Origin of the sequence: Pseudomonas sp. NBRC 111119, assembly GCF_001320125.1 — a bacterium.
Classification (GTDB): Bacteria; Pseudomonadota; Gammaproteobacteria; order Pseudomonadales; family Pseudomonadaceae; genus Aquipseudomonas; species Aquipseudomonas parafulva.
On sequence record NZ_BCAV01000059.1, the window covers coordinates 1 to 17,740 of the forward strand.

Genomic DNA, 17,740 nt, shown 5'->3' on the forward strand with positions numbered 1-17,740 from the left:
GCGCGTCTTCCGGCCGGACCTGGCAAAGACTCCAATCGTGGTGTTGAGCAACAACGACGGGTGCGTGATTGCGAGGTCATACGACGCTAAGCCTTTTGTGAAGATGGGCGAGCCCTACTTCCAGGCCAAGGAGAAACTGCGCCGCCACGGCATCGTCGCGTTCAGCAGCAACTACGCGCTTTACGGCGACATGAGTGAGCGCGTAATGACCCTCATTGAGTCGATGGTGCCGGCCACGGAGGTCTACAGCATCGATGAGTGCTTTGCTGATCTTTCAGGCATCCAGGAAAACCTGACCCTATTCGGGCGGCGAGTGCGCTCACGGATCTTTCAGTGCACAGGCATCCCGGTTGGGGTTGGCATCGCTCACACCAAAACCCTCTCAAAGCTGGCCAACCATACCGCCAAGCGGCTGTTGAGCCACACTGGCGGTGTGGTCGACATCACCGATCCGGTCAAGCGCGACTGGGTGCTGCGCAACACTGAGGTCAAGGAGGTCTGGGGCATCGGTCGCAGGATGACTGCGCACCTCGATGCGATGGGGATTCGCACGGCCATGGACCTGGCCAAGGCGGACGCCTGGACGTTGCGCCAGAAGTTCAGTGTTGTGGTGGAGAAGACCGCCCGCGAGCTGGGCGGTACCGCCTGCCTAGATCTGGATGAGGTCGAGCCGCCCAAGCAGGAGATCTGCAGCAGCCGGATGTTCGGTAAGCGGCTGAGTGAGCTGGCGCCTATCAAACAGGCGGTGGCCACCTACGTTTGCCGGGCTGCTGAAAAGCTCCGGGCCCAGGGCTCCGTGTGCAAGCGCATGCGTGTGAGCATCCGCACTGGCATGTTCAACCCGGATGAAGCGCATCACGCCCAGGGTGCGCTTGTGGAGCTGCCTTACCCCACTTGCGACACGTTGTTGATGACCAGACTGGCGACGGATGCCGTTGAGCGGATCTTCCGCCCCGGGTACCGCTATAGCAAAGCCGAGGTGCTGCTGATGGATCTGCGGCAGCCTGGCGAGTTTTCTGAGGATTTGTTTGCGCTCAAGCAGTCGGTGTCTTGTGACCGGCTGATGCAGGTGATGGACGATATCAACGAGCGCTGGGGGAGGGGGACGATGCGGGCCGCCAGTGTGCCGGCGGCACCGGACTGGGGCATGAAGCGGGAAATGATGAGCCAGTCCTTCACGACGAGGATCGATCAGCTATGGACGGTGAAAAGTTGAATCTGCCGATGGCTTGGCTGGCTGAGCTGGAAGACCAGTCGGCATTGGTTGCTGACCCTGATGGCCGAGCTATGGTCCTCTCTGACCAGGCCATGGCAGCCTATCGGAGAGGGGATGTCGATGCCGACCAGCTGTGTGACATGCTCGATTTCGCCGAGGCAGCACGGTTGTGGGCATTAGCCGAGCATGAGGATGTGGCGTGATCCCAGGCCGGTGATTCTGGCCTGCCCGGCTGTCTAAAACTCGGTAGTGGAACCAAGCATTTACTGGCCGAAATCAGCGAAAAACCCTTACTCCGTTTTAGACAGAACCCGGGCGAGAGCCAAGTGGGGCAGGGGCTGCGGCCTCATACTTCCCATACTGCTGCAGTACTGGTGTGTGCTATGGCTAAGGGTGCTTGATCGCCGACGCTGGGCCGTACACTGCCCTGGAGCAGATGTCAGCGACCATTGAACCTACCGCTGACGATTCAGATATTACGCGTTTGCCACCCGCAGGTAACAGTGACCACGAGTAGCCGGTGTACGCGCCGTAGGAGTTTTTGCCGTTGACCTCAATGCACCATGAGTCTTTCGATTTATCGCGGGCCTCACCGCGACCGTCCGCAGAGATATAAAAAACATCTCTGAACTTGGCTGCCTCTGGATCCTTTAAGTCTCGCGCGGCCATCGTCTGCGCCAGGAGAATCGCATTAGGCTGCATTGAGTAGCGGTAAAGGGTCGTTGTTTGGGATGCCTTCGGCTGAATTGCAAGGGGGGTTGCGCATCCGATTAATGCAGTGGCCAGTACGGAAAGAAGAACGAGTCTCATCAGATAAATCCACCGGTCTGTAGTGGCTCGATGATGCCACACCGGTACCATTTTCTGGAACGGTCACCGCCCGAAATTCAATTCCGCAACTCGGTGTACACCCCTTGATTTCAAAGGGCTGCGTAGCGTGTATAACCACGTCATTGCGGAAATCAAAAGCTCGTAAGCTATTGAAACTCAAGGTAATGGATGGCGGATTGCAAATCCGTCTACGCCGGTTCGATTCCGACCTCGGCCTCCACCATTCGAAAGCCCCGCAGATTAACGTCTGCGGGGTTTTTCTTTGTTGGCAGGGAAGTCCAAGCTTTCCGCATCAGTCTTCTATGGGGTTGGGCCTATCACCTCTCGCGCCATTGGGTTGAATGGGGAAAGTAAGCGTGTCGCTGTTAATGCAGCTCGAGCGCTTGAGTGACAACTCTATTTCTGCCGCTCTCTTTAGCTTGATACAGGGCGGTGTCCGCGGCTTCAAGTAATTTTCCAGCGATATCGCTAATCTCGCGTTTGAACTTGGGGCTTGGATGGTACGTTGATATTCCAATGCTCAGGGTTACAAATCCATATAGGCTTCCTGGGTGTGGCATATTCAGAGTCGCGATCGTGTTTTGTATTGAGTGTGCAATGGTAGCGGCGCTGGTGTCTGGTGTGTTCGGCAGTATCGCTGCAAATTCCTCACCTCCGTATCTCGCCGCCACGTCATAAGGACGTCGTAGGGAACTGCCAAATGATGCTGCGATCCGTTTTAGACACTGATCCCCTGCTAGGTGCCCATAGAGATCGTTATAGGGCTTGAAATTATCAACGTCCATCATTAATAGCGAGACTGGCGAGCCACGTCTCTGGCTGTTTCTGATTGACTTTTCGAGGTATGAGTCAAAAGCTCGGCGGTTACCAAGCATCGTGAGTGCGTCGGTTTCCGACAGGAGGCGGATACCTTTGTTCTCTGTAATCAGTTTGCCTACTAAACCTGTAAGACGCGTCTCGATGTTTTTGTGTCGAGTGATATTGGTTAATGTTACTGAAATGGCCGCGACTGATGCAGTGTGGTCGTCATAAATTGGACAGACAGCAACTAAATACGTCCCGTCCCATAGTTGTATTTCATGGTCTTTAATCGTTTTTCCTTGCTCCAGTGCCTCAAAGTCTCGACGAACGTTGGCAATATGTTCTGGTGGATTTAGACCAATCATGCTGCGTCCAACTATACTTTCAAGTGGCGTTCTCATGAGGTTGGCATATTGCCTATTGGCGGTCACGAATGCTAGAGATCGACTGATTAAGCATGAGGCGACTGGCAAGGAGTCGTAAATTCGGAATAGCGTATCTTTATTTAGTAACATCTCAGTAAGCTTCATGCTAACAGGTCGAGTGGTGGGTAATGCGTCTAAGAGGTTGCCGATAAATCCGTCGCTAAAAGGTTTCAGCTGACGTCGTCCCTTGCTGAACCATTGTTGAGGTCTAAGCATTCTATCTCTACGGGCGGTAGACGGTACGAGATGTCATATACGGTAACTGAAAAAAACGGTGCGTCGATCGGTGGCTTGAATGCATCAAATGATCATTGCCTTTCATTTTCTAAGAGGCTATCAGCGATCATGAGAGTACACCCTTGGCTTTCGATGAACAGATACCTCTTACACATCGGCATTGGCGCTGGCAACTAATCGAAGACCCTGGTGCCTTGATGAAACACCATGTGCCAACCCTCTCCGTACGTTTCCCAAACGGAGCTACGCAGTGATAATGACTCTTCGCCGTTAGGCGGGTGATGGCGGCACAGGTAGGTAGCCAGCGCGACGCTATCCGCAAGTCTACGCAGCTTGAAATCCTCAATCGTTCGTTTGATGAACGTCTCGGATTTGAGTTCAGCAATCACCTCCGCTTTCGTCCAGCCTTTGCCAGACGCTCCAAATTCAACGAAGTCTTCGGCCAGCAGCCGTTTGAGCAACCGGTCATTTTTTCGCGTTTCTGGTTCCAGCAACAACGCTTCAAGCGCTAAAATCTGTAGACGGATATCCATTTCCCTCACCGACTCAGTGTGATCGCATAGGCTTCACAGGGCACAATACACTTTCGACCTAACGCGTTGTTTGATACCCCTCCCGATAACCATGCCCGCGCGTCGGAAGGTTTAGCTTCGATGGTCAATAACCGCCTCACAGGTGATGGGGAAGTTGACAGAGTTCGCAATGAAGCATTCGTGGTGAGCATCGTCATGCAAGCGCATTGCAAGATCCCTGTCGGATTGGCTATTGATAATGACGTGAGGCCTTAGCACGGCGTCCTTGAAGTGGCCCTTGCGCTGGCCATCGCCTTCAATCATCCGGCCTACGGGATAGTCGACGTATTCCAGTACGCACACGTTGTTGACGGCGCATAAATGTAGGTACCAGAGCTTGTGGCAGGCCGAGATCGAGGCCAGCAACATATCTTCCGGGTTCCAGCGTTCGGAGTTGCCGCGAAAAGCAGGGTCGGCTGAACCAAGGATGGGTGCTTTCCCTGGTGATTCGACAGTGTAGTCTCGCTGGTAGGCTGTATAGCTGGCAGTACCCTTACCTGTGTTACCTGTCCAATTCAGCGTGACAGCGTAATTGTGTTCTTTCATGATCAATCCTGTGTTAAAAAATGCCCGTAAAGTAATCCGCTGCTCAGGCATGCGCTGTCAACTACCAAGATGCTGGTCGATCAACTGCGTGACTGCCTCGGCGTGAGTATGGCCGAGATCATGACCCGCCTCGTGGAATACCTGCAGCCTGGCGTTGGGTATCAGCTCCGCCAGCCGCTGACCAACCGAGACAGGGCTGATTGGTTCGGCACCGCCACGACCATCGATTGCGCGACCTGGGCTAGAGGCCAGCCCAGTATTGCACCGCAATTGGCGTAGCGAGGGCTTCGGCGACAGATCTCCAGAATTCCATGTTGCAGAGGCGCCGGGTAGGAAAAGAATTTTTCCAAGGGGATGGTCACAGGTCGCGCTTTGGGTAACGATTGCACCTACGTACGGGCATTCACAGGCCCGCTGGCGATTTCTTTTGTGGGTGGTCACACCCTTAAAATAAAGATCACTAATCCAGGAGCGATTTGATGATCACCTGCCATGTCCGTTACATAATCGACCCCTACCAACTCGATGCTTTCGAACGCTATGCGCGCGCTTGGATACCCGTGGTCACCAAAATGGGTGGACAGCACCACGGCTACTTCCTTCCGGCAGAGGGCGCCAATAACGTTGCCTACTGTCTCTTCAGCTTCTCCAGTTTTGCCGATTACGAAAGGTATCGGCAAGAAACCGCAGTCGATCCTGAATGTATGCGCTTGGTTGAGGACGCGTCCGAATTGAAGTTCATCGTGAGCTACGAAAGAAGCTTCCTTCGCCCTTTGCTTGGGTGATGCCTGCTTATAGATGCTGCCCCTATGCTCAGCGCGACACTCACGCATGGACGGTCACCGCCTTGACTCAGCAGATAAGGAGGCTACGAACAGGGCGGACTAAGCGTTCGATGTCCTTGCCTAAATAGTAGTAGTCAAGGCATCCGCCTTCATAGCCCAAATGATAAGCGTAACTGGCGGAGAACTGTGAACTCAGCCAATGCCACCGATCTTCGCGCAGGCTGACCAAGCCCTCGGCTTTGGCTGCCATCACCATCTGCCCCTCCAGGCAGGAGGGTATAAATGCACCCAGTTCCAAGGCCTTGATCGCGATCAAGCTGCCGCCTTCGGCCATGGCGCGGGTATTCGCTTCACCATCGCTGTAACTGTTAGCGTTTTCGATCATAGTGCTGGGTTCGCCCCAAACGCCTTGAAATTCATCATCCAAAAGAACCAAGGCGCGTTCTTGGCCATTTAGCCAGTAGCGGGTGACGAAGGAGCCTCCTGCCAAAGGGTGGCCACGCGGCGGCAACTCAGAAGCGTGAACAACGTATTGCAAAGACTGAATCATGAATTTCTCTCGAGTGGAGGCCGAAGCCCAATGGCCCATCAGTACGTTTCAATCAAAACGGCACGGGGCGACTTCATGCATTGCTCATGGCCTGAATGGGCGGTGGATTTGAATGCCCATAACAATAACTATAGCAGGTGGCTGGTACTGTTTACATTGGCCCTAAAACTTATAATTTTTTAGAGAAACTCTAGCGCTTTATAAAAATAATTGCCATTGACTGGTTTAAGTAGTTGCTTGTTTTACTGCTTCTATTCTGCGGCTAAAAATGCGTATTCGCGGTTGAACGGTAGTTGAGCTACCCATCTACCTTGAAGTGATATCAAATAGCCATCTCTGTGAGTATTATTGCCTCCGGCCGATTCTGGTCATGCCAATGACGGCGGTAGGGAGCAGTACGGTGACCCTCAAGTCAGGGAGTGGCTACTTCTCGGGCAAGACCTATCGTATCCACTTTCAGAAAGCGGGCTACTCGGACAAGACCATCGAGCTGGATTCAGGGCTTAGTGGCTGGTACTGGGGGAACATCCTATTTGGAGGGCTCGTCGGCATGCTGGTTGTCGATCCACTGACTGGCGCTATGTACAAGCTTCCCGAGTTCGCTTCGGCTGACATGGGGCAGCCCTTGGCAGGGGTCAGCGAGTTGCCCGTAAAAACCCGAGTGGGCGACGATTCAGCCAGCGATATGCGGGCCCGCTGAATAGCCAACTTTCCGCTGACAAGCAAGTGGCCCGCACTGGAGTGCGGGCTGACATCCACCACCTATTTTGAGCGGCTCTCGCGAATCCAAGCTATCAAACGATTGAGCGCACCTTCACTGCGCGGCTCCCGCTGATAACAGCCCGGCTGGTTGGGGGGAAAAGCATCGCAGGCAAGCACCGTGGGGCCGGTCGACTGCCCTGGACCGCTGCCGGAATAGTGGGAACAGCCAATTAGCAGGCATACCGTAACGCCAACAAGAAAACATCCTTTTTTCATAGCCCAACCTTAGCGAAGTGAATAGGCATTCGACGTCTGTACATGACAAAAGTCACCCCCCCCATTGCCCGTTGTGTGGCCCCAGCACTGCCCCGAACTCATCCCTGCACTGTAGAATCCCACCTCACGCATTCAACACAGGGAGCGCTTAATGATCCAGCCGGTAACCCGTAGGCAGTTGATCAAATCGGGCATGATTTCAACGTTTGCCGCGGCGGCCTGGCCTACTTGGGCCGCTACCGACATCGACAGCGACCTATCCACTGTCGAGCACTCATTCAAGGTAACCCTTGGCGTCTGGGCCATTGACACGGCATCAGGCAAGACTGTCGCGTACCGCGCAGAGGACCGCTTTGCATTCTGCAGCACCTTCAAAGTCATCCTGGCGGCCGCCATCCTCGCAAAAAGCGCCGAAGACCAGGCGCTGCTGGACCGGCGGATCACTTACGCCCCAGACCAACTGGTGACCTATTCGCCGATTACCGAACAGCACGTCCAAGCCGGCATGACGGTTCGCGAACTCTGCGCTGCAGCGCTGCAGTACAGCGACAACACGGCGGGTAACCTGCTGCTTGAACTAGTCGGTGGGCCACCAGGGTTGACGGCCTACGCCCGAACGTTGGGTGACCCAGCGTTCAGATCAGACCGTAACGAGCCTTCACTGAACACCGCGCTACCCGGTGATCCTCGTGATACGACGACGCCACTCGCCATGGGCGTTACATTGCAAAAGTTGCTGCTTGGAAGTGGCCTTGCAGAGGGTGCCCGTCAACAATTGCAGGGCTGGCTGAAAGGCAATACCACCGGTGACAAGCGCATTCGCGCCGGCGTACCGCAGGGCTGGTTGGTCGGCGACAAGACCGGCTCTGGAGACTACGGTGTGGCAAACGACGTGGCAGTGATCTGGCCGCCCGGCAAAGCCCCCTGGATCGTTGTAGTGTTCTCGCGAGCCGAGGCTAAAGCCTCTGAGTGGAACAATGACGCCATCGCTGCCTCGATGAAAGCGGTTGTCAGCGTACTGGGGCACTAACCCCTTCTGGCAGGGCAGAAGCACCGTTGCCCTGGGGTCACTCCGACTGAAACAGCGCCCGGATCACCTCCCTCAACCAACGGTTACCCGCATCCTGGTGATAACGCGCATGCCAGTGCTGTTTGACCGTGAACCCCTCTACCGCAAAGGGGCAATCATGCACCCGGAGCCCGTGCATGTCGGCCAGCGTTTGCCCGATATGCCGGGGCAGGGTCGCGATCAAATCCGTGGACCCTACAATCATGCCCAGGCCAAGGAAACCCGGTAGCTCCAGCATAATCCTGCGTTCGATCCCGGCGCGGGTCAGGCTGCCTTCCAGCAGCTTCTGGCCCGTGCCGGCACTGATCTGTACATGCCCTTCGGCCTGGTAGCAGGCAGTGGTCAGGGGCCCCTGCAAGCGGAGGTGTTGCGGGTTGCTCAGGCATACCCAGTCCTGATTGAACAGCACCTGTTGGTACATGCCACCGCCCAGCCATGGCACAAAGCCTATCGCCAGGTCCGCTTCGCCGGACTCCAGTGCGCTTTCCGTATTGCCATCGATGCGCACGGCATCCAGGCGTATGCCCGGTGCATGGTTGCGCAGGTGGTTGAGGATCCGGGGCAGCAAGGTGATATGGCTGGCGTCACTGACGCACAGGCGAAAGCGTCGCTGGGCAGCAGCCGGTGCAAACTGGGGCTCCCAGGTGGTCAGGCGCCGCAGGGATTCCAGCACCTCACGGCACGGGCCGATCAGCTGGTCGGCCCGCGGCGTTGGCGCCATACCGCCAGGTGTGCGCACGAACAGAGGGTCTTTGAGCTGCTCGCGCAGGCGTGCCAGCCAGATACTGACGGTGGGCTGGCTTTGCCCAAGCTGCTCGGCGGCCCGTGTGACGCTGCGGCAGTGATACAGCACGTCAAACAGCTGCAGCAACTTAGGCTCAGGAAGGTGCTGCAACTCACTCATTATTGCGATTCTTAATGATTGTATTGAGGCCATTGTATAGCGCGAATAAGCGCTGCCGCCTAGTGTGGTCGCAAGCCGAAGGAGGTTTGCGACTTGAAAATATGCATTCTGGGCGCTGGTGCCCTGGGTTGCGCCATCGGCGCGGCCTTGAGCGAAGCCGGGCATGAAACCTGGCTGTTGAATCGCGGGCGTGCGCATGTGGACGCCATCAATCGGAAGGGGTTGCGGGTACAGGACGAACGCGGCGAGCGGTGGGTGAAGGTAAATGCCACATCCGATGCGGCGGATGCAGGCATAGCCGACCTGGTCCTGGTGCTTGTGAAGTCGTTCCACACTGCCGAGGCCATCGCCGGGGCTGCCGCCCTCATCGGTCCGCAGACCGTGGTGCTGTCGCTGCAGAACGGGCTGGGGCATGAGGACATCCTGGCAGCCGCCGTGGGCCGCGAGCGGGTGCTGGCTGGCAAGACCTACGTCGGTGGCGTGATGCTGGCGCCGGGCTGCATCCGTGCCGGCGTGGCCGGCAAGCAGACCTACATCGGCGAGCTGGACGGGACCGTGACGCACCGCGTGCAGGCCATCGCCGACGCCTTCACTGGTGCGAGGCTGGCGACCGCCGTCAGCGACAACATTCTCGGCACCATGTGGGACAAGTTGCTGGTCAACGTGGCTACCGGCGCACTCACCGGCATTACCGCCCTCAGCTATGGGCAGTTGTACAGCGAACCCCTGCTGGAGCGGACCGCCAAGGCCGCTGTGGCTGAAGCCATGGCCGTTGCCGAGCGTGCCGGGATTTGCCTGGGCCTCACCAGCGCCGACGCCGTCTGGGCCCTCGCCGCTGAAGGGCTGCCGCCAAGTTTTCGCACCTCGATGTTGCAGAGCCTGGAAAAAGGCTCGGTGACTGAAATCGACTTCATCAACGGCTCCGTCGTGCGCTGGGGCGAACGCCACGGCGTGGCCACACCGGTCAACGCCACACTGGTGGCCTGCATCAAGGGCATCGAACGCGCCATGGCCGACAAGCAGAAGGAAACCCTATGAGCCAGCCAAAGGCCTACCTCGAACACGTAGCGTTCTGGGTGAGCGACATCCAGTGGCATATCCGCTTTTTCAGCGAGGTGTGTGGCATGACCATGCGCGAAGTGCAGGGGAGTGTTGAGCAGCCCTCCCAGTACTGGACGCTGGGTGGTTTGCAGTTCATTCACCAACCCGGCTTCGCCGGCCCGGAAGGCCGCATGGCCCACCTGGGCATCATGTGCGAAGACCTCGCAGCAGCCCTGGCAGCCGCGCAGCGTTTTGACGTGAGCGAGATGCCTCAAGGGCGCAACTGGCTGCGCCTGCCGGACGGTCTGGCTGTTGAGTTCATCCAGGCGCAACCGGCGAACTGCGTCGCCAAGGCCTTGGCCATTGACCCGCGCGCGGAGATGCAGGCATGAGTGTGGTGGAAAAATACTGGGACGATGCCCGTGAAGGTGACGAATGCCTGAGCCCCACCTACACGGTCACCCGTGAACGGATCCTGGCCTACGCCGACCTCACCGGTGACCACACCCCGGTGCATGTGGATGAGGCCTATGCCAACGCCAGCCACTTCGGTTGCCTGGTCGCCCATGGCCTGTTTGGGTTGTCGATTGCCGACGGCTTGAAAACTCAGTGCGAGTACCGCTTCGTACCGGGCATGTCGTTGGGGTGGACCTGGGACTTCGTGCTGCCGATCAAGGTCAACGATGTGCTGCAGGTGCGCATGCGCGTCGGCTCGATGCGCCCGAGCAACAGCAGGCCAGGCTGGGGCATTGTGGTGCTGCCCTCCGAGTTGATCAACCAGCACGGCCAGGTGGTGCAGCGCGGCGAGCACCGCTTGATGGTGCCCAGGAGGGCCGCAGCATGAGCCAGGCCCTACCATTGGCAGGTATCCGTGTGATCGACTACAGCCACTTCCTGGCCGGGCCATACGTAGGCCGTTGCCTGGCCGCCTTGGGCGCTGAAGTGATCAAGGTCGAGCGGCCAGGCAGCGGCGATGCCGGGCGCCAGCATGCGTATGCACTGGATGACCAGCAGAGCGGCTATTTTCTGCAACTGAACATGGGCAAGCAGGGCGTCAGCGTGAACATGAAGGACCCGCGCGGCAAAGCCTTCATGCAAAGGCTGACCGACTCAGCGGACGTATTCATCGAAAACTATCGTCCAGGCGCCCTGGACAAGCTGGGCCTGGGTTACGCCGAATTGTCGGCGCGCAACCCGCGCCTGGTGTACTGCTCCATATCTGCTTACGGCCATACCGGCCCGGATGCACACCGTGCCGGTTTCGGGCTGATCGCCGAGGCCAAGAGCGGCATCATGCAGATGGTCGGTGTGCCAGGGGAGGCGCCACCGTTGCTCCGTATCTCGCTGGGTGACATGTACACCGGCATTCATGCGGTGGCGGCGATCAATGCCGCGCTGCTGGGGCGGGTGAACAGCGGCGTTGGCCAGCACATCGACATGGCCCTGTACGACACGCTGGTGTCGATGCACGAGTATGCCGTGCAATGCTACACGCTGTCTGACGGTACGGTGTTGCCGGAGCAAACCGGCCACGACATGCCCACCTCGACCTTGTACGGAGTGTTCCGCGCGGCCGATGGCGACCTAGTGATTGCAGCCCAGGTCGACGATGCCTGGCAGCGCTTTGCCGCCATGCTCGAAGCCAATGGCGGGCCGGCAGGCTTTGGCGGTGACGCCCGCTATCACAACCTCAACGGCCGCAACACCCACCGCGAAACCATTCTGGCCGTGGTCCGCAGCTGGGTAGGCGCCCGCTCGGTGGCCGATGTACTCACCTTGCTCGATGCCGTCGACATCCCCAGTGCCAAGGTACAGCGCATTGATGAGGTATTGGCCGACCCGCAAATCCAGGCGCGCAACATGGTGCTTGAGCAAGAGCACCCGCGCTACGGCACCTTGCGCCTGCCCAATCTGCCATTCCGCTTTTCGGGTTGCGATACCACGGTGCATCAGGTTGCCCCGGACCTGGGCGAGCACAACGCGCAAGTTGCGGCTGGGCTTGGCTTCAGCCCCGCAGAAATCACGGCAATGCAGGCGGACGGTGTGTTATTCAGACACGGAGATGCACGATGAGCGACCGCTATGCAGTGATCGGCCGACCGATCAACCACACCAAATCCCCGTTGATTCATGGCCTGTTTGCCAATGCCACTGGCCAGCACCTGGAATACGGCGCCATCGAAGGTTCGCTGGAGGCGTTCGAGGCCCAGGTGCACCAGTTTCGCGACGGTGGCGGCCTTGGCATGAATATCACCGCACCCTTCAAACTGCGCGCCTTCGAGCTGGCCGACCAGCGCAGTGAGCGTGCCCGGCTGGCCCGCGCGGCCAATGCGCTGAGGTTCGAAAATGGCTGCATCACGGCTGAGAACTTTGATGGTATAGGCCTGTTGCGCGATATTGAAGTCAACCTGGGTGAGCCACTGCGCAACCGTCGGGTGCTGATGCTGGGTGCTGGTGGTGCGGTGCGGGGGGCTTTGCTGCCATTTCTGGATGCTGAACCTGCCGAACTGGTGGTTGCCAACCGCGACATGGCAAAAGCCATGGCATTGCGCAACGAACTGGACCATCCGCGGCTGCGCATCAGCCGCTACGAGGCGCTAGAGGGTCAGGCCTTCGACATCGTGATCAACGCCACTTCGGCGAGCCTGGTGGGTGAACGGCCGCCGCTGCCCGGTCAAGTATTGGGCACTGCACAGTTGGCCTATGAACTGGCCTACGGCAAAGGCCTCACGCCGTTTTTACGGCTGGCACGGGAGCAGGGCGTTGGACGCCTGGCCGACGGTGTAGGCATGCTGGTGGAGCAAGCGGCCGAAGCGTTTGCTTGGTGGCGGGGCGTGCGCCCGGATACCCGGGCAGTGATCGACCAACTGACCATCCCGCTGGAGTGAGCCATGGGTCGCCACGTGCGGGTTTGGCTTGAAGCCCGCTCGCGCCGTGGCGAGGTGTTTCATTGAACTGCGCCTAGTGAGTTCTGGTCGGTGAGTTAAAGAGGGAGGACGCCCAATGCCAGTCACACTCAGAACACTGACCGATGACGAAATACCGCAGGCTTACCGCGAACCTGACCTCGCCGAGCTGTACGAGGTCGACGACGGGGAGGGTGAAGTTCACTACCTGAAAAGTGACGCAGACGCAGCCAAGCTGGTCGTCGAGCTGACAGAGAAACACGCGTCAGCCTGATGGACCGCCTTGGAGGAGTGCTGCGGCGCGCCAGGCACTGGTTGTCGCGACGCTGGATGACCCCCGCCCGCCAGCGGTGGGCGGGCGTTTTGCTGATTATCCTCGGCGTTGTGGGGTGGTGCCTGAACCCCGGCAGCAGGTGGCCGTGGGTGCTGGCAACAGGGGTGATCTGGCTGCTTGCGGCATGCCCCGCAACCTGGTTTACCAGGAGATCGCTCCGCTCACGTTTTGAAAAGCGTCGGGGTTGAGGTGTGAGCCATGAGTCACGCTTGTCCGAATTTCAAAGCAGGTGTGGGCAATATCTTCGCCATTCGTACGAATTGGCTGATATATTTTCTCCCTCGCCACGTCGTGGCTCATAACAAGTAGTAGGCTCCTCATGACTTACCAACTCTCCTCTGATCTGGGGCCAAACCACCCGCCGGTGAAGGATATCCTCAATGCCCCCGGTGTCTGGGTGGAAGAACCCAATATCCGCAGAGGCGGCGAAAGCGGGGTGCTAAAGGTTGAGGTGGAAGGTTTCACCTTCTACAAAAAGCAGCAGGTCGGGCATATCTACCGCAGCCTGTTGCACCCGTTCGGCTACCCAACGGTTGCCCGCGAAGCCAAGGCCTTGCGCGCTGCCGCTTCGCTTGGGGTGGCTACACCGGCGCTGCTGCATAGCCATGTGCACAAACAAGCGGGCGAATGGCAGGCCGTGATGGTTACCGCTGCGCTGGACGGGTACTTGTCGCTGGAGGACTTCTACCTGCAAGGCGTGGATAAAACCGTCGGGCTTCGGCGCCACCACGAGATCCTTGAGGCATACGGGCGTGCGCTGGCCAGGCTGAACCTTGGGCGTTGGCAGCATGGTTGCCTGTACCTGAAACATGTGTTCGTCGATTTCAGCGAGTCGAGCATCAAGGTTGCCTTGCTCGATTTCGAGAAAGCCCGCCAACGCATGACGGCGACCAAAGCCAGCCGCCATGACCTGCGGCAGGTCAAACGTAGGTCTGGCTGGGAGGCTGCGGAATGGGAGGCCTTCTGCAGAGGCTACCGCTATGGTTACGGCGCTGACGTGGAGCGTTTTCTCTAACCGCTCGGATCAACGTGGTGGGCGGTCGCCCACTTTCAGATTTGTCTGAGGATATTTCTTCTGCGGGTCCAGTCGGTAGCAATAACGACTGGACCACCGCTTTTGTGCAGGAGACCTCATGAGTGCCATCAAACGGGAACGTCAGTATCAGGCGTACCAAGCGCTGAAGCAGCTCACTGATGCTGCCGGCGAAACCATGAAACAGATTGCCTACGACCAGTTTGATCATATTGACTGGCAGGAAACCTGCCGGCTCCACCGGGAGGTATTCGAGCGGTGGATCATCTATGCCCAGGCTCAAGGCCAGCTTCTTTCGAGCCCCAATTCCGATACGCTCAGCGCGATGCCACAAGCGGTGGGCGATTGCCTGCCCAGGCGGCGAGGGTGTTAATGACAAATGCAGGTGTGCGCGTATGGGATTCTCTGTCTAGAGTTTTCAGTCGAAACACTGATTTCCTAACCACGGAGAGTTACCCATGAAGATAAGGACAGTTGCGGCGGCAAGCCTGGCGCTTGCCGCCATGTTGGGGATGTCGGCCGCCCAGGCTGAAGGCGAACTCGGCAAGGGCGTGCGGCACGATGTGCGGGAAGTCGACAAAGGTGTGGACCACAGCGCCGATGAAGTCGATAAAGGTATCCACCACGATGGCGAGGAGATGGAGAAAGGCGCCGACCACCTGGACAAGGAACGCCACAAGGCAGACAAGCACGTTGATAAAGAGGTCAAGAAGGACCTGTAGCCACTCTGGACAACCAAAACGTTGAGGCGCGTTGAATGAAAACTATCATCGCAGTGGCGTTCGGCATTCTGCTGGCCCCAGGTTTTGCACTGGCCAAGGACCACCAGCATGAATGCGAGGCGGCCTTGGATAAACTGAAGGCGGCGACAGAAACAGACTTCACGCAAAACGGTCATCATGAGCATCAGCAGGCCAAGGAAGCGCATGCGTCCGGGGACTACAAGAAGTGCGCTGACCAGGCCAACAAGGCGCTGTCGCATCAGAAGAGCGGCTGATCAAGTCGTTCAGAACGAGCCCAGGATGCGCTGGGCTCACTTACTCTCAGTATTTCGCCCGGATTGTCAGCAGGTAGTTGCGGGGCTCCCCGTAGAAGTTGCCATACTCCGCCATACCCACCGTCGAGTAGTATTTCTTGTCCGTCAGGTTGTTGGCGTTGAGTGACACCGTCCAGTGTGTGTCCAGCGCGTATTCGGCGTGCCCATTCCACAAAGCATAGCCCGCCTGAGAAAAGGCGTAGGTGTTGGACGTTTCTTCCAGTTCCCCGTCTGCGCCCCTGGCGTATACCGTACCGCTGACGTAGGCGGGCGTCTGCGCGACAACGCCGCCGCCTACCTTGAACTTGTTCAAGACGCCCGGGAGTTGGTACGTGGCAAACAATTTGAACAGGTGCTTGGGCGTTACCGTGTTGTAGGCATTGCCGGCAATGTTGTTGCGGGTGGTGTTGAACGTGTACCCCAAGGTCGCCTGGAGGCCCTCCGCCAGCTGGCCACTGACCTCCAGGTCTACGCCCTTGCTCACATTTTTGCCGCCGTCACGGTAGCAGCAGTCGGATGTGTCGCCTGGGCGGTCGTAAATGCCTTCGCCGTCGCGGTTCACGTAATAGATGGCCGCGTAGGTATTCACGCGGCCATCGAACAGCTCGCCCTTGATACCAAATTCGTTGCTCACGCCGGTGATGGGCTGCAGCGGTGCGCCTGAACGGTCACGCAATGAGGCCTGGGATTTGTAGATATCGGCGCGGCTGAAGTACAGGCTCCAGGCCGGCGAAAGCGCATAGGTGGCCCCGTAGAAGGGCGTTAGCACGTCCCGGTCGCGGAAAAACGTGCCCGATGAAGAACCGTTGGCATTGCGGCGTGTGTAGCGTTGTTCATAATTGCTGTAGCGGGTGCCGACAATGAGGTGCAGAGGCTCGGCGATGTGTATCCGCCAGCTGCCATACAGGCCTTTTTGTTCGATGCGCTGGACGTCCCGATAACTGAACGCCGAGTCGCTCGCTGAGGAAGGGTAGTCGTGGGGGTCGAACGCATGGATATTATCGATTTCCCGGTACGCACCCTGGCGGTGATCGGACCCAAAGTAGTTATTTGTCCAGCTGGCCCCAAGCAGGAAGTCGTTCTCAAAACTGCCGAGGGTTTCCGAGCCCTTGACGTTCAGGTCATAGGCCCTGGAATAGTAACCCTGCTGTTGACCCTGCCAATTGGCGGCAGACCCGGCACCGGTTGCCGGGTCGATGGCACCATAAAAGTTGTAGTAACTGCGGTCCTGGTCCATCACCGCCACCGTGGTGTCCAGGGTGGCAGCCCAGCGCTCGCCCAGCTGCTGGTTCAGGGTGGCGAAGTAGGATTGGGTCTTGCTGTTCTTGTAGTCATGAGCCCCGCCCAGGAAGGTGCTGCGTGGCAACTTCAAGTCTGCACCGTCCAATGCTCGTGGCCAGCCGTACGCCTGGTCTGCGGACTTGGCGTCGTCGTTGGTCAGGCCTGCCAGCACGCTGGTGGTGTCGGTGATGTCAGCTTCGATCACGCCATAGAACAGGCTGCGCTCGGCATTGGCGGTGTCGTAGAACATGTCGCGGTTGTTGTAGACCACCACCGTCCGCCCGCGGACCTTGCCGTCCAGAGCCAGCGGGCCGCTCACGTCCAGCTGTGTGCGGTAGTTGTGCCAGCTGCCCACGGATGTTTCCAGGCCATACTGGTTTTCGAAGGTGGGCTTCTTCCTGACCAGGTTGATGGTGCCACCTGGCTCGCCGGCGCCGGAGAACAGGCCGTCGGAGCCGCGCAGTACTTCCACCCGGTCATAGATGGCCATGTCGTGGTCTTTGGGCGAGTAGGTGGCGTTGTCGATAGGTGCGCCGCCATCCACCCGGTAACTGGTGATTTCAAACCCCCGCGACAGGTAACGGGAGTTGGTGAGGCTGCCCTGATAGGGCGTGATGCCGGTGGTTTGCAGCATCACGTCGTTGATGGAGTTGAGGCCCTGGTCTTCGATCCTTTGCCGGGTCATCACGCTGACAGTTTGCGGCGTGTCCTTGATCGACTGGGGCGTCTTGCCGAGGGTGACCTGCCCCGTGGTGTAGGAACCAGTGCCTTCGCTGACCGTACCTGACCAGCCTGCCGACGCATTGACGTCGGTTGGCTGCAGCTGCAGGGCGTGCTCGTCGCTGGCAACCAGGGTGTAGCTGTTGGCCGAGCGCTCCAACACCTGCAGGCCGGTACCCTGCAACAGCGCGTGAAGCGCTGCTGCGCCAGTGAGGTGGCCCTTTACCCCCATCGAGCGCTTGGCCAGCGTGGTGGCGGGTTCGAACGACAGGTTTGCCCCGGTGACGCGGGCATAGTCAGCGATGGGTTCTCCAGGTTACCGCCAGCGATATTGAAGTCGTACTGTGCTGCACTGCCCTGCGCCCAGGCCGCCAATGGATAGACGCTGGCCGCCATCGGTGCGGTGAGCAGGGCTGCAGTGATCACCACTGAGCATGCGCGTTTGTTGAAGGGCGGTGAGGGGTGGGCACTCTGT

21 protein-coding genes are annotated in these 17,740 nt (G+C 58.4%); 15 read left to right on the top strand and 6 right to left on the bottom strand.

Annotated features, from left to right (window positions below; translation table 11 throughout):
• Together APH25_RS20345 and APH25_RS20350 are read left to right on the top strand one after the other, a co-directional pair.
• On the top strand, nt 1–1,216 hold a 1,216-nt coding region (locus APH25_RS20345; protein WP_060483158.1), incomplete at its 5' end, for a Y-family DNA polymerase.
• Between the two features lie 8 nt (nt 1,217–1,224).
• A complete protein-coding gene (locus APH25_RS20350) occupies nt 1,225–1,419 on the top strand; it encodes a hypothetical protein (protein ID WP_256217595.1) in 195 nt (64 codons plus the stop codon).
• Nucleotides 1,420–2,412: 993 nt separating this feature from the next.
• Here APH25_RS20350 and APH25_RS25170 read toward each other — a convergent pair.
• The 3 genes from APH25_RS25170 to APH25_RS20365 form a co-directional block, all read right to left on the bottom strand.
• Entirely contained in the window at nt 2,413–3,378 is a 966-nt protein-coding gene (locus tag APH25_RS25170) for a sensor domain-containing diguanylate cyclase (protein WP_177331210.1), read from the bottom strand.
• Between the two features lie 305 nt (nt 3,379–3,683).
• On the bottom strand, nt 3,684–4,043 hold the full coding sequence (locus APH25_RS20360; protein WP_060483161.1) for a DUF4440 domain-containing protein: 360 nt from the start codon (nt 4,041–4,043) through the stop codon (nt 3,684–3,686).
• 111 nt (nt 4,044–4,154) lie between these two features.
• Entirely contained in the window at nt 4,155–4,628 is a 474-nt protein-coding gene (locus APH25_RS20365) for an OsmC family protein (protein ID WP_060483162.1), read from the bottom strand.
• A gap of 479 nt (nt 4,629–5,107) precedes the next feature.
• Here APH25_RS20365 and APH25_RS20375 point away from each other — a divergent pair, with 479 nt between their 5' ends.
• The gene (locus APH25_RS20375; RefSeq protein WP_060483164.1) at nt 5,108–5,413 is read left to right on the top strand and encodes an NIPSNAP family protein; all 306 of its coding nucleotides are present in this window, start codon (nt 5,108–5,110) and stop codon (nt 5,411–5,413) included.
• Nucleotides 5,414–5,480: 67 nt separating this feature from the next.
• Here APH25_RS20375 and APH25_RS20380 read toward each other — a convergent pair whose 3' ends face one another.
• Nucleotides 5,481–5,963: a hypothetical protein gene (locus tag APH25_RS20380; protein ID WP_060483165.1), complete on the bottom strand. Its 483-nt coding sequence runs from the start codon at nt 5,961–5,963 to the stop codon at nt 5,481–5,483.
• Between the two features lie 400 nt (nt 5,964–6,363).
• Here APH25_RS20380 and APH25_RS20385 point away from each other — a divergent pair, with 400 nt between their 5' ends.
• Both APH25_RS20385 and bla read left to right on the top strand, forming a co-directional pair.
• The gene (locus APH25_RS20385; protein ID WP_256217596.1) at nt 6,364–6,663 is read left to right on the top strand and encodes a hypothetical protein; all 300 of its coding nucleotides are present in this window, start codon (nt 6,364–6,366) and stop codon (nt 6,661–6,663) included.
• A 429-nt stretch (nt 6,664–7,092) separates the two neighbouring features.
• Nucleotides 7,093–7,971 carry a class A beta-lactamase gene (gene bla / locus APH25_RS20390; RefSeq protein WP_060483166.1) on the top strand — a complete coding sequence of 293 codons (879 nt, stop codon included), beginning with the start codon at nt 7,093–7,095 and terminating at the stop codon, nt 7,969–7,971.
• A gap of 37 nt (nt 7,972–8,008) precedes the next feature.
• Here bla and APH25_RS20395 read toward each other — a convergent pair whose 3' ends face one another.
• Nucleotides 8,009–8,914 carry a LysR family transcriptional regulator gene (locus tag APH25_RS20395; RefSeq protein ID WP_060483167.1) on the bottom strand — a complete coding sequence of 302 codons (906 nt, stop codon included), beginning with the start codon at nt 8,912–8,914 and terminating at the stop codon, nt 8,009–8,011.
• A 93-nt stretch (nt 8,915–9,007) separates the two neighbouring features.
• On the opposite strand from APH25_RS20395, the gene APH25_RS20400 reads away from it, so the two are divergent.
• From APH25_RS20400 to APH25_RS20440, 10 genes are all read left to right on the top strand, one after another.
• Nucleotides 9,008–9,952 carry a ketopantoate reductase family protein gene (locus tag APH25_RS20400; protein ID WP_060483168.1) on the top strand — a complete coding sequence of 315 codons (945 nt, stop codon included), beginning with the start codon at nt 9,008–9,010 and terminating at the stop codon, nt 9,950–9,952.
• Entirely contained in the window at nt 9,949–10,347 is a 399-nt protein-coding gene (locus APH25_RS20405; protein ID WP_060483169.1) for a VOC family protein, read from the top strand. The genes APH25_RS20400 and APH25_RS20405 overlap by 4 nt, the downstream gene beginning before the upstream one ends.
• Nucleotides 10,344–10,799 (top strand): MaoC family dehydratase, encoded by a 456-nt coding sequence (locus tag APH25_RS20410; protein ID WP_028633423.1) that lies wholly within the window; start codon nt 10,344–10,346, stop codon nt 10,797–10,799. Before APH25_RS20405 ends, APH25_RS20410 begins: the two co-directional genes overlap by 4 nt.
• Nucleotides 10,796–12,028 carry a CaiB/BaiF CoA-transferase family protein gene (locus APH25_RS20415; protein WP_060483170.1) on the top strand — a complete coding sequence of 411 codons (1,233 nt, stop codon included), beginning with the start codon at nt 10,796–10,798 and terminating at the stop codon, nt 12,026–12,028. Before APH25_RS20410 ends, APH25_RS20415 begins: the two co-directional genes overlap by 4 nt.
• Complete coding sequence (aroE, locus tag APH25_RS20420) at nt 12,025–12,843, top strand: shikimate dehydrogenase (RefSeq protein ID WP_060483171.1); 819 nt, start codon at nt 12,025–12,027, stop codon at nt 12,841–12,843. The genes APH25_RS20415 and aroE overlap by 4 nt, the downstream gene beginning before the upstream one ends.
• Before the next feature lie 115 nt (nt 12,844–12,958).
• The gene (locus APH25_RS25550) at nt 12,959–13,135 is read left to right on the top strand and encodes a hypothetical protein (RefSeq protein ID WP_154660064.1); all 177 of its coding nucleotides are present in this window, start codon (nt 12,959–12,961) and stop codon (nt 13,133–13,135) included.
• A 379-nt stretch (nt 13,136–13,514) separates the two neighbouring features.
• On the top strand, nt 13,515–14,210 hold the full coding sequence (locus APH25_RS20425; RefSeq protein ID WP_082428407.1) for a lipopolysaccharide kinase InaA family protein: 696 nt from the start codon (nt 13,515–13,517) through the stop codon (nt 14,208–14,210).
• A gap of 118 nt (nt 14,211–14,328) precedes the next feature.
• Nucleotides 14,329–14,601 carry a hypothetical protein gene (locus APH25_RS20430; RefSeq protein WP_060483173.1) on the top strand — a complete coding sequence of 91 codons (273 nt, stop codon included), beginning with the start codon at nt 14,329–14,331 and terminating at the stop codon, nt 14,599–14,601.
• An 85-nt stretch (nt 14,602–14,686) separates the two neighbouring features.
• A complete protein-coding gene (locus tag APH25_RS20435) occupies nt 14,687–14,950 on the top strand; it encodes a hypothetical protein (protein ID WP_060483174.1) in 264 nt (87 codons plus the stop codon).
• 35 nt (nt 14,951–14,985) lie between these two features.
• A complete protein-coding gene (locus APH25_RS20440; RefSeq protein ID WP_028633417.1) occupies nt 14,986–15,225 on the top strand; it encodes a hypothetical protein in 240 nt (79 codons plus the stop codon).
• A 46-nt stretch (nt 15,226–15,271) separates the two neighbouring features.
• Here the strand turns inward: APH25_RS20440 and APH25_RS20445 are convergent, their stop codons facing one another.
• A complete protein-coding gene (locus tag APH25_RS20445; protein WP_060483175.1) occupies nt 15,272–17,497 on the bottom strand; it encodes a TonB-dependent siderophore receptor in 2,226 nt (741 codons plus the stop codon).
• Nucleotides 17,498–17,740: the final 243 nt, after the last annotated feature.

Coding starts and splice junctions, on each gene's coding strand:
- APH25_RS20440 (WP_028633417.1), top strand. CDS start 14,986: ATGAAAACTATCATCGCAGTGGCGTTCGGCATTCTGCTGGCCCCAGGT.
- bla (WP_060483166.1), top strand. CDS start 7,093: ATGATCCAGCCGGTAACCCGTAGGCAGTTGATCAAATCGGGCATGATT.
- APH25_RS20395 (WP_060483167.1), bottom strand. CDS start 8,914: ATGAGTGAGTTGCAGCACCTTCCTGAGCCTAAGTTGCTGCAGCTGTTT.
- APH25_RS20360 (WP_060483161.1), bottom strand. CDS start 4,043: ATGGATATCCGTCTACAGATTTTAGCGCTTGAAGCGTTGTTGCTGGAA.
- APH25_RS20430 (WP_060483173.1), top strand. CDS start 14,329: ATGAGTGCCATCAAACGGGAACGTCAGTATCAGGCGTACCAAGCGCTG.
- APH25_RS20350 (WP_256217595.1), top strand. CDS start 1,225: ATGGCTTGGCTGGCTGAGCTGGAAGACCAGTCGGCATTGGTTGCTGAC.
- APH25_RS25550 (WP_154660064.1), top strand. CDS start 12,959: ATGCCAGTCACACTCAGAACACTGACCGATGACGAAATACCGCAGGCT.
- APH25_RS20415 (WP_060483170.1), top strand. CDS start 10,796: ATGAGCCAGGCCCTACCATTGGCAGGTATCCGTGTGATCGACTACAGC.
- APH25_RS20380 (WP_060483165.1), bottom strand. CDS start 5,963: ATGATTCAGTCTTTGCAATACGTTGTTCACGCTTCTGAGTTGCCGCCG.
- aroE (WP_060483171.1), top strand. CDS start 12,025: ATGAGCGACCGCTATGCAGTGATCGGCCGACCGATCAACCACACCAAA.
- APH25_RS20435 (WP_060483174.1), top strand. CDS start 14,687: ATGAAGATAAGGACAGTTGCGGCGGCAAGCCTGGCGCTTGCCGCCATG.
- APH25_RS20425 (WP_082428407.1), top strand. CDS start 13,515: ATGACTTACCAACTCTCCTCTGATCTGGGGCCAAACCACCCGCCGGTG.
- APH25_RS20445 (WP_060483175.1), bottom strand. CDS start 17,497: ATGGGGGTAAAGGGCCACCTCACTGGCGCAGCAGCGCTTCACGCGCTG.
- APH25_RS20365 (WP_060483162.1), bottom strand. CDS start 4,628: ATGAAAGAACACAATTACGCTGTCACGCTGAATTGGACAGGTAACACA.
- APH25_RS25170 (WP_177331210.1), bottom strand. CDS start 3,378: ATGAAGCTTACTGAGATGTTACTAAATAAAGATACGCTATTCCGAATT.
- APH25_RS20375 (WP_060483164.1), top strand. CDS start 5,108: ATGATCACCTGCCATGTCCGTTACATAATCGACCCCTACCAACTCGAT.
- APH25_RS20405 (WP_060483169.1), top strand. CDS start 9,949: ATGAGCCAGCCAAAGGCCTACCTCGAACACGTAGCGTTCTGGGTGAGC.
- APH25_RS20410 (WP_028633423.1), top strand. CDS start 10,344: ATGAGTGTGGTGGAAAAATACTGGGACGATGCCCGTGAAGGTGACGAA.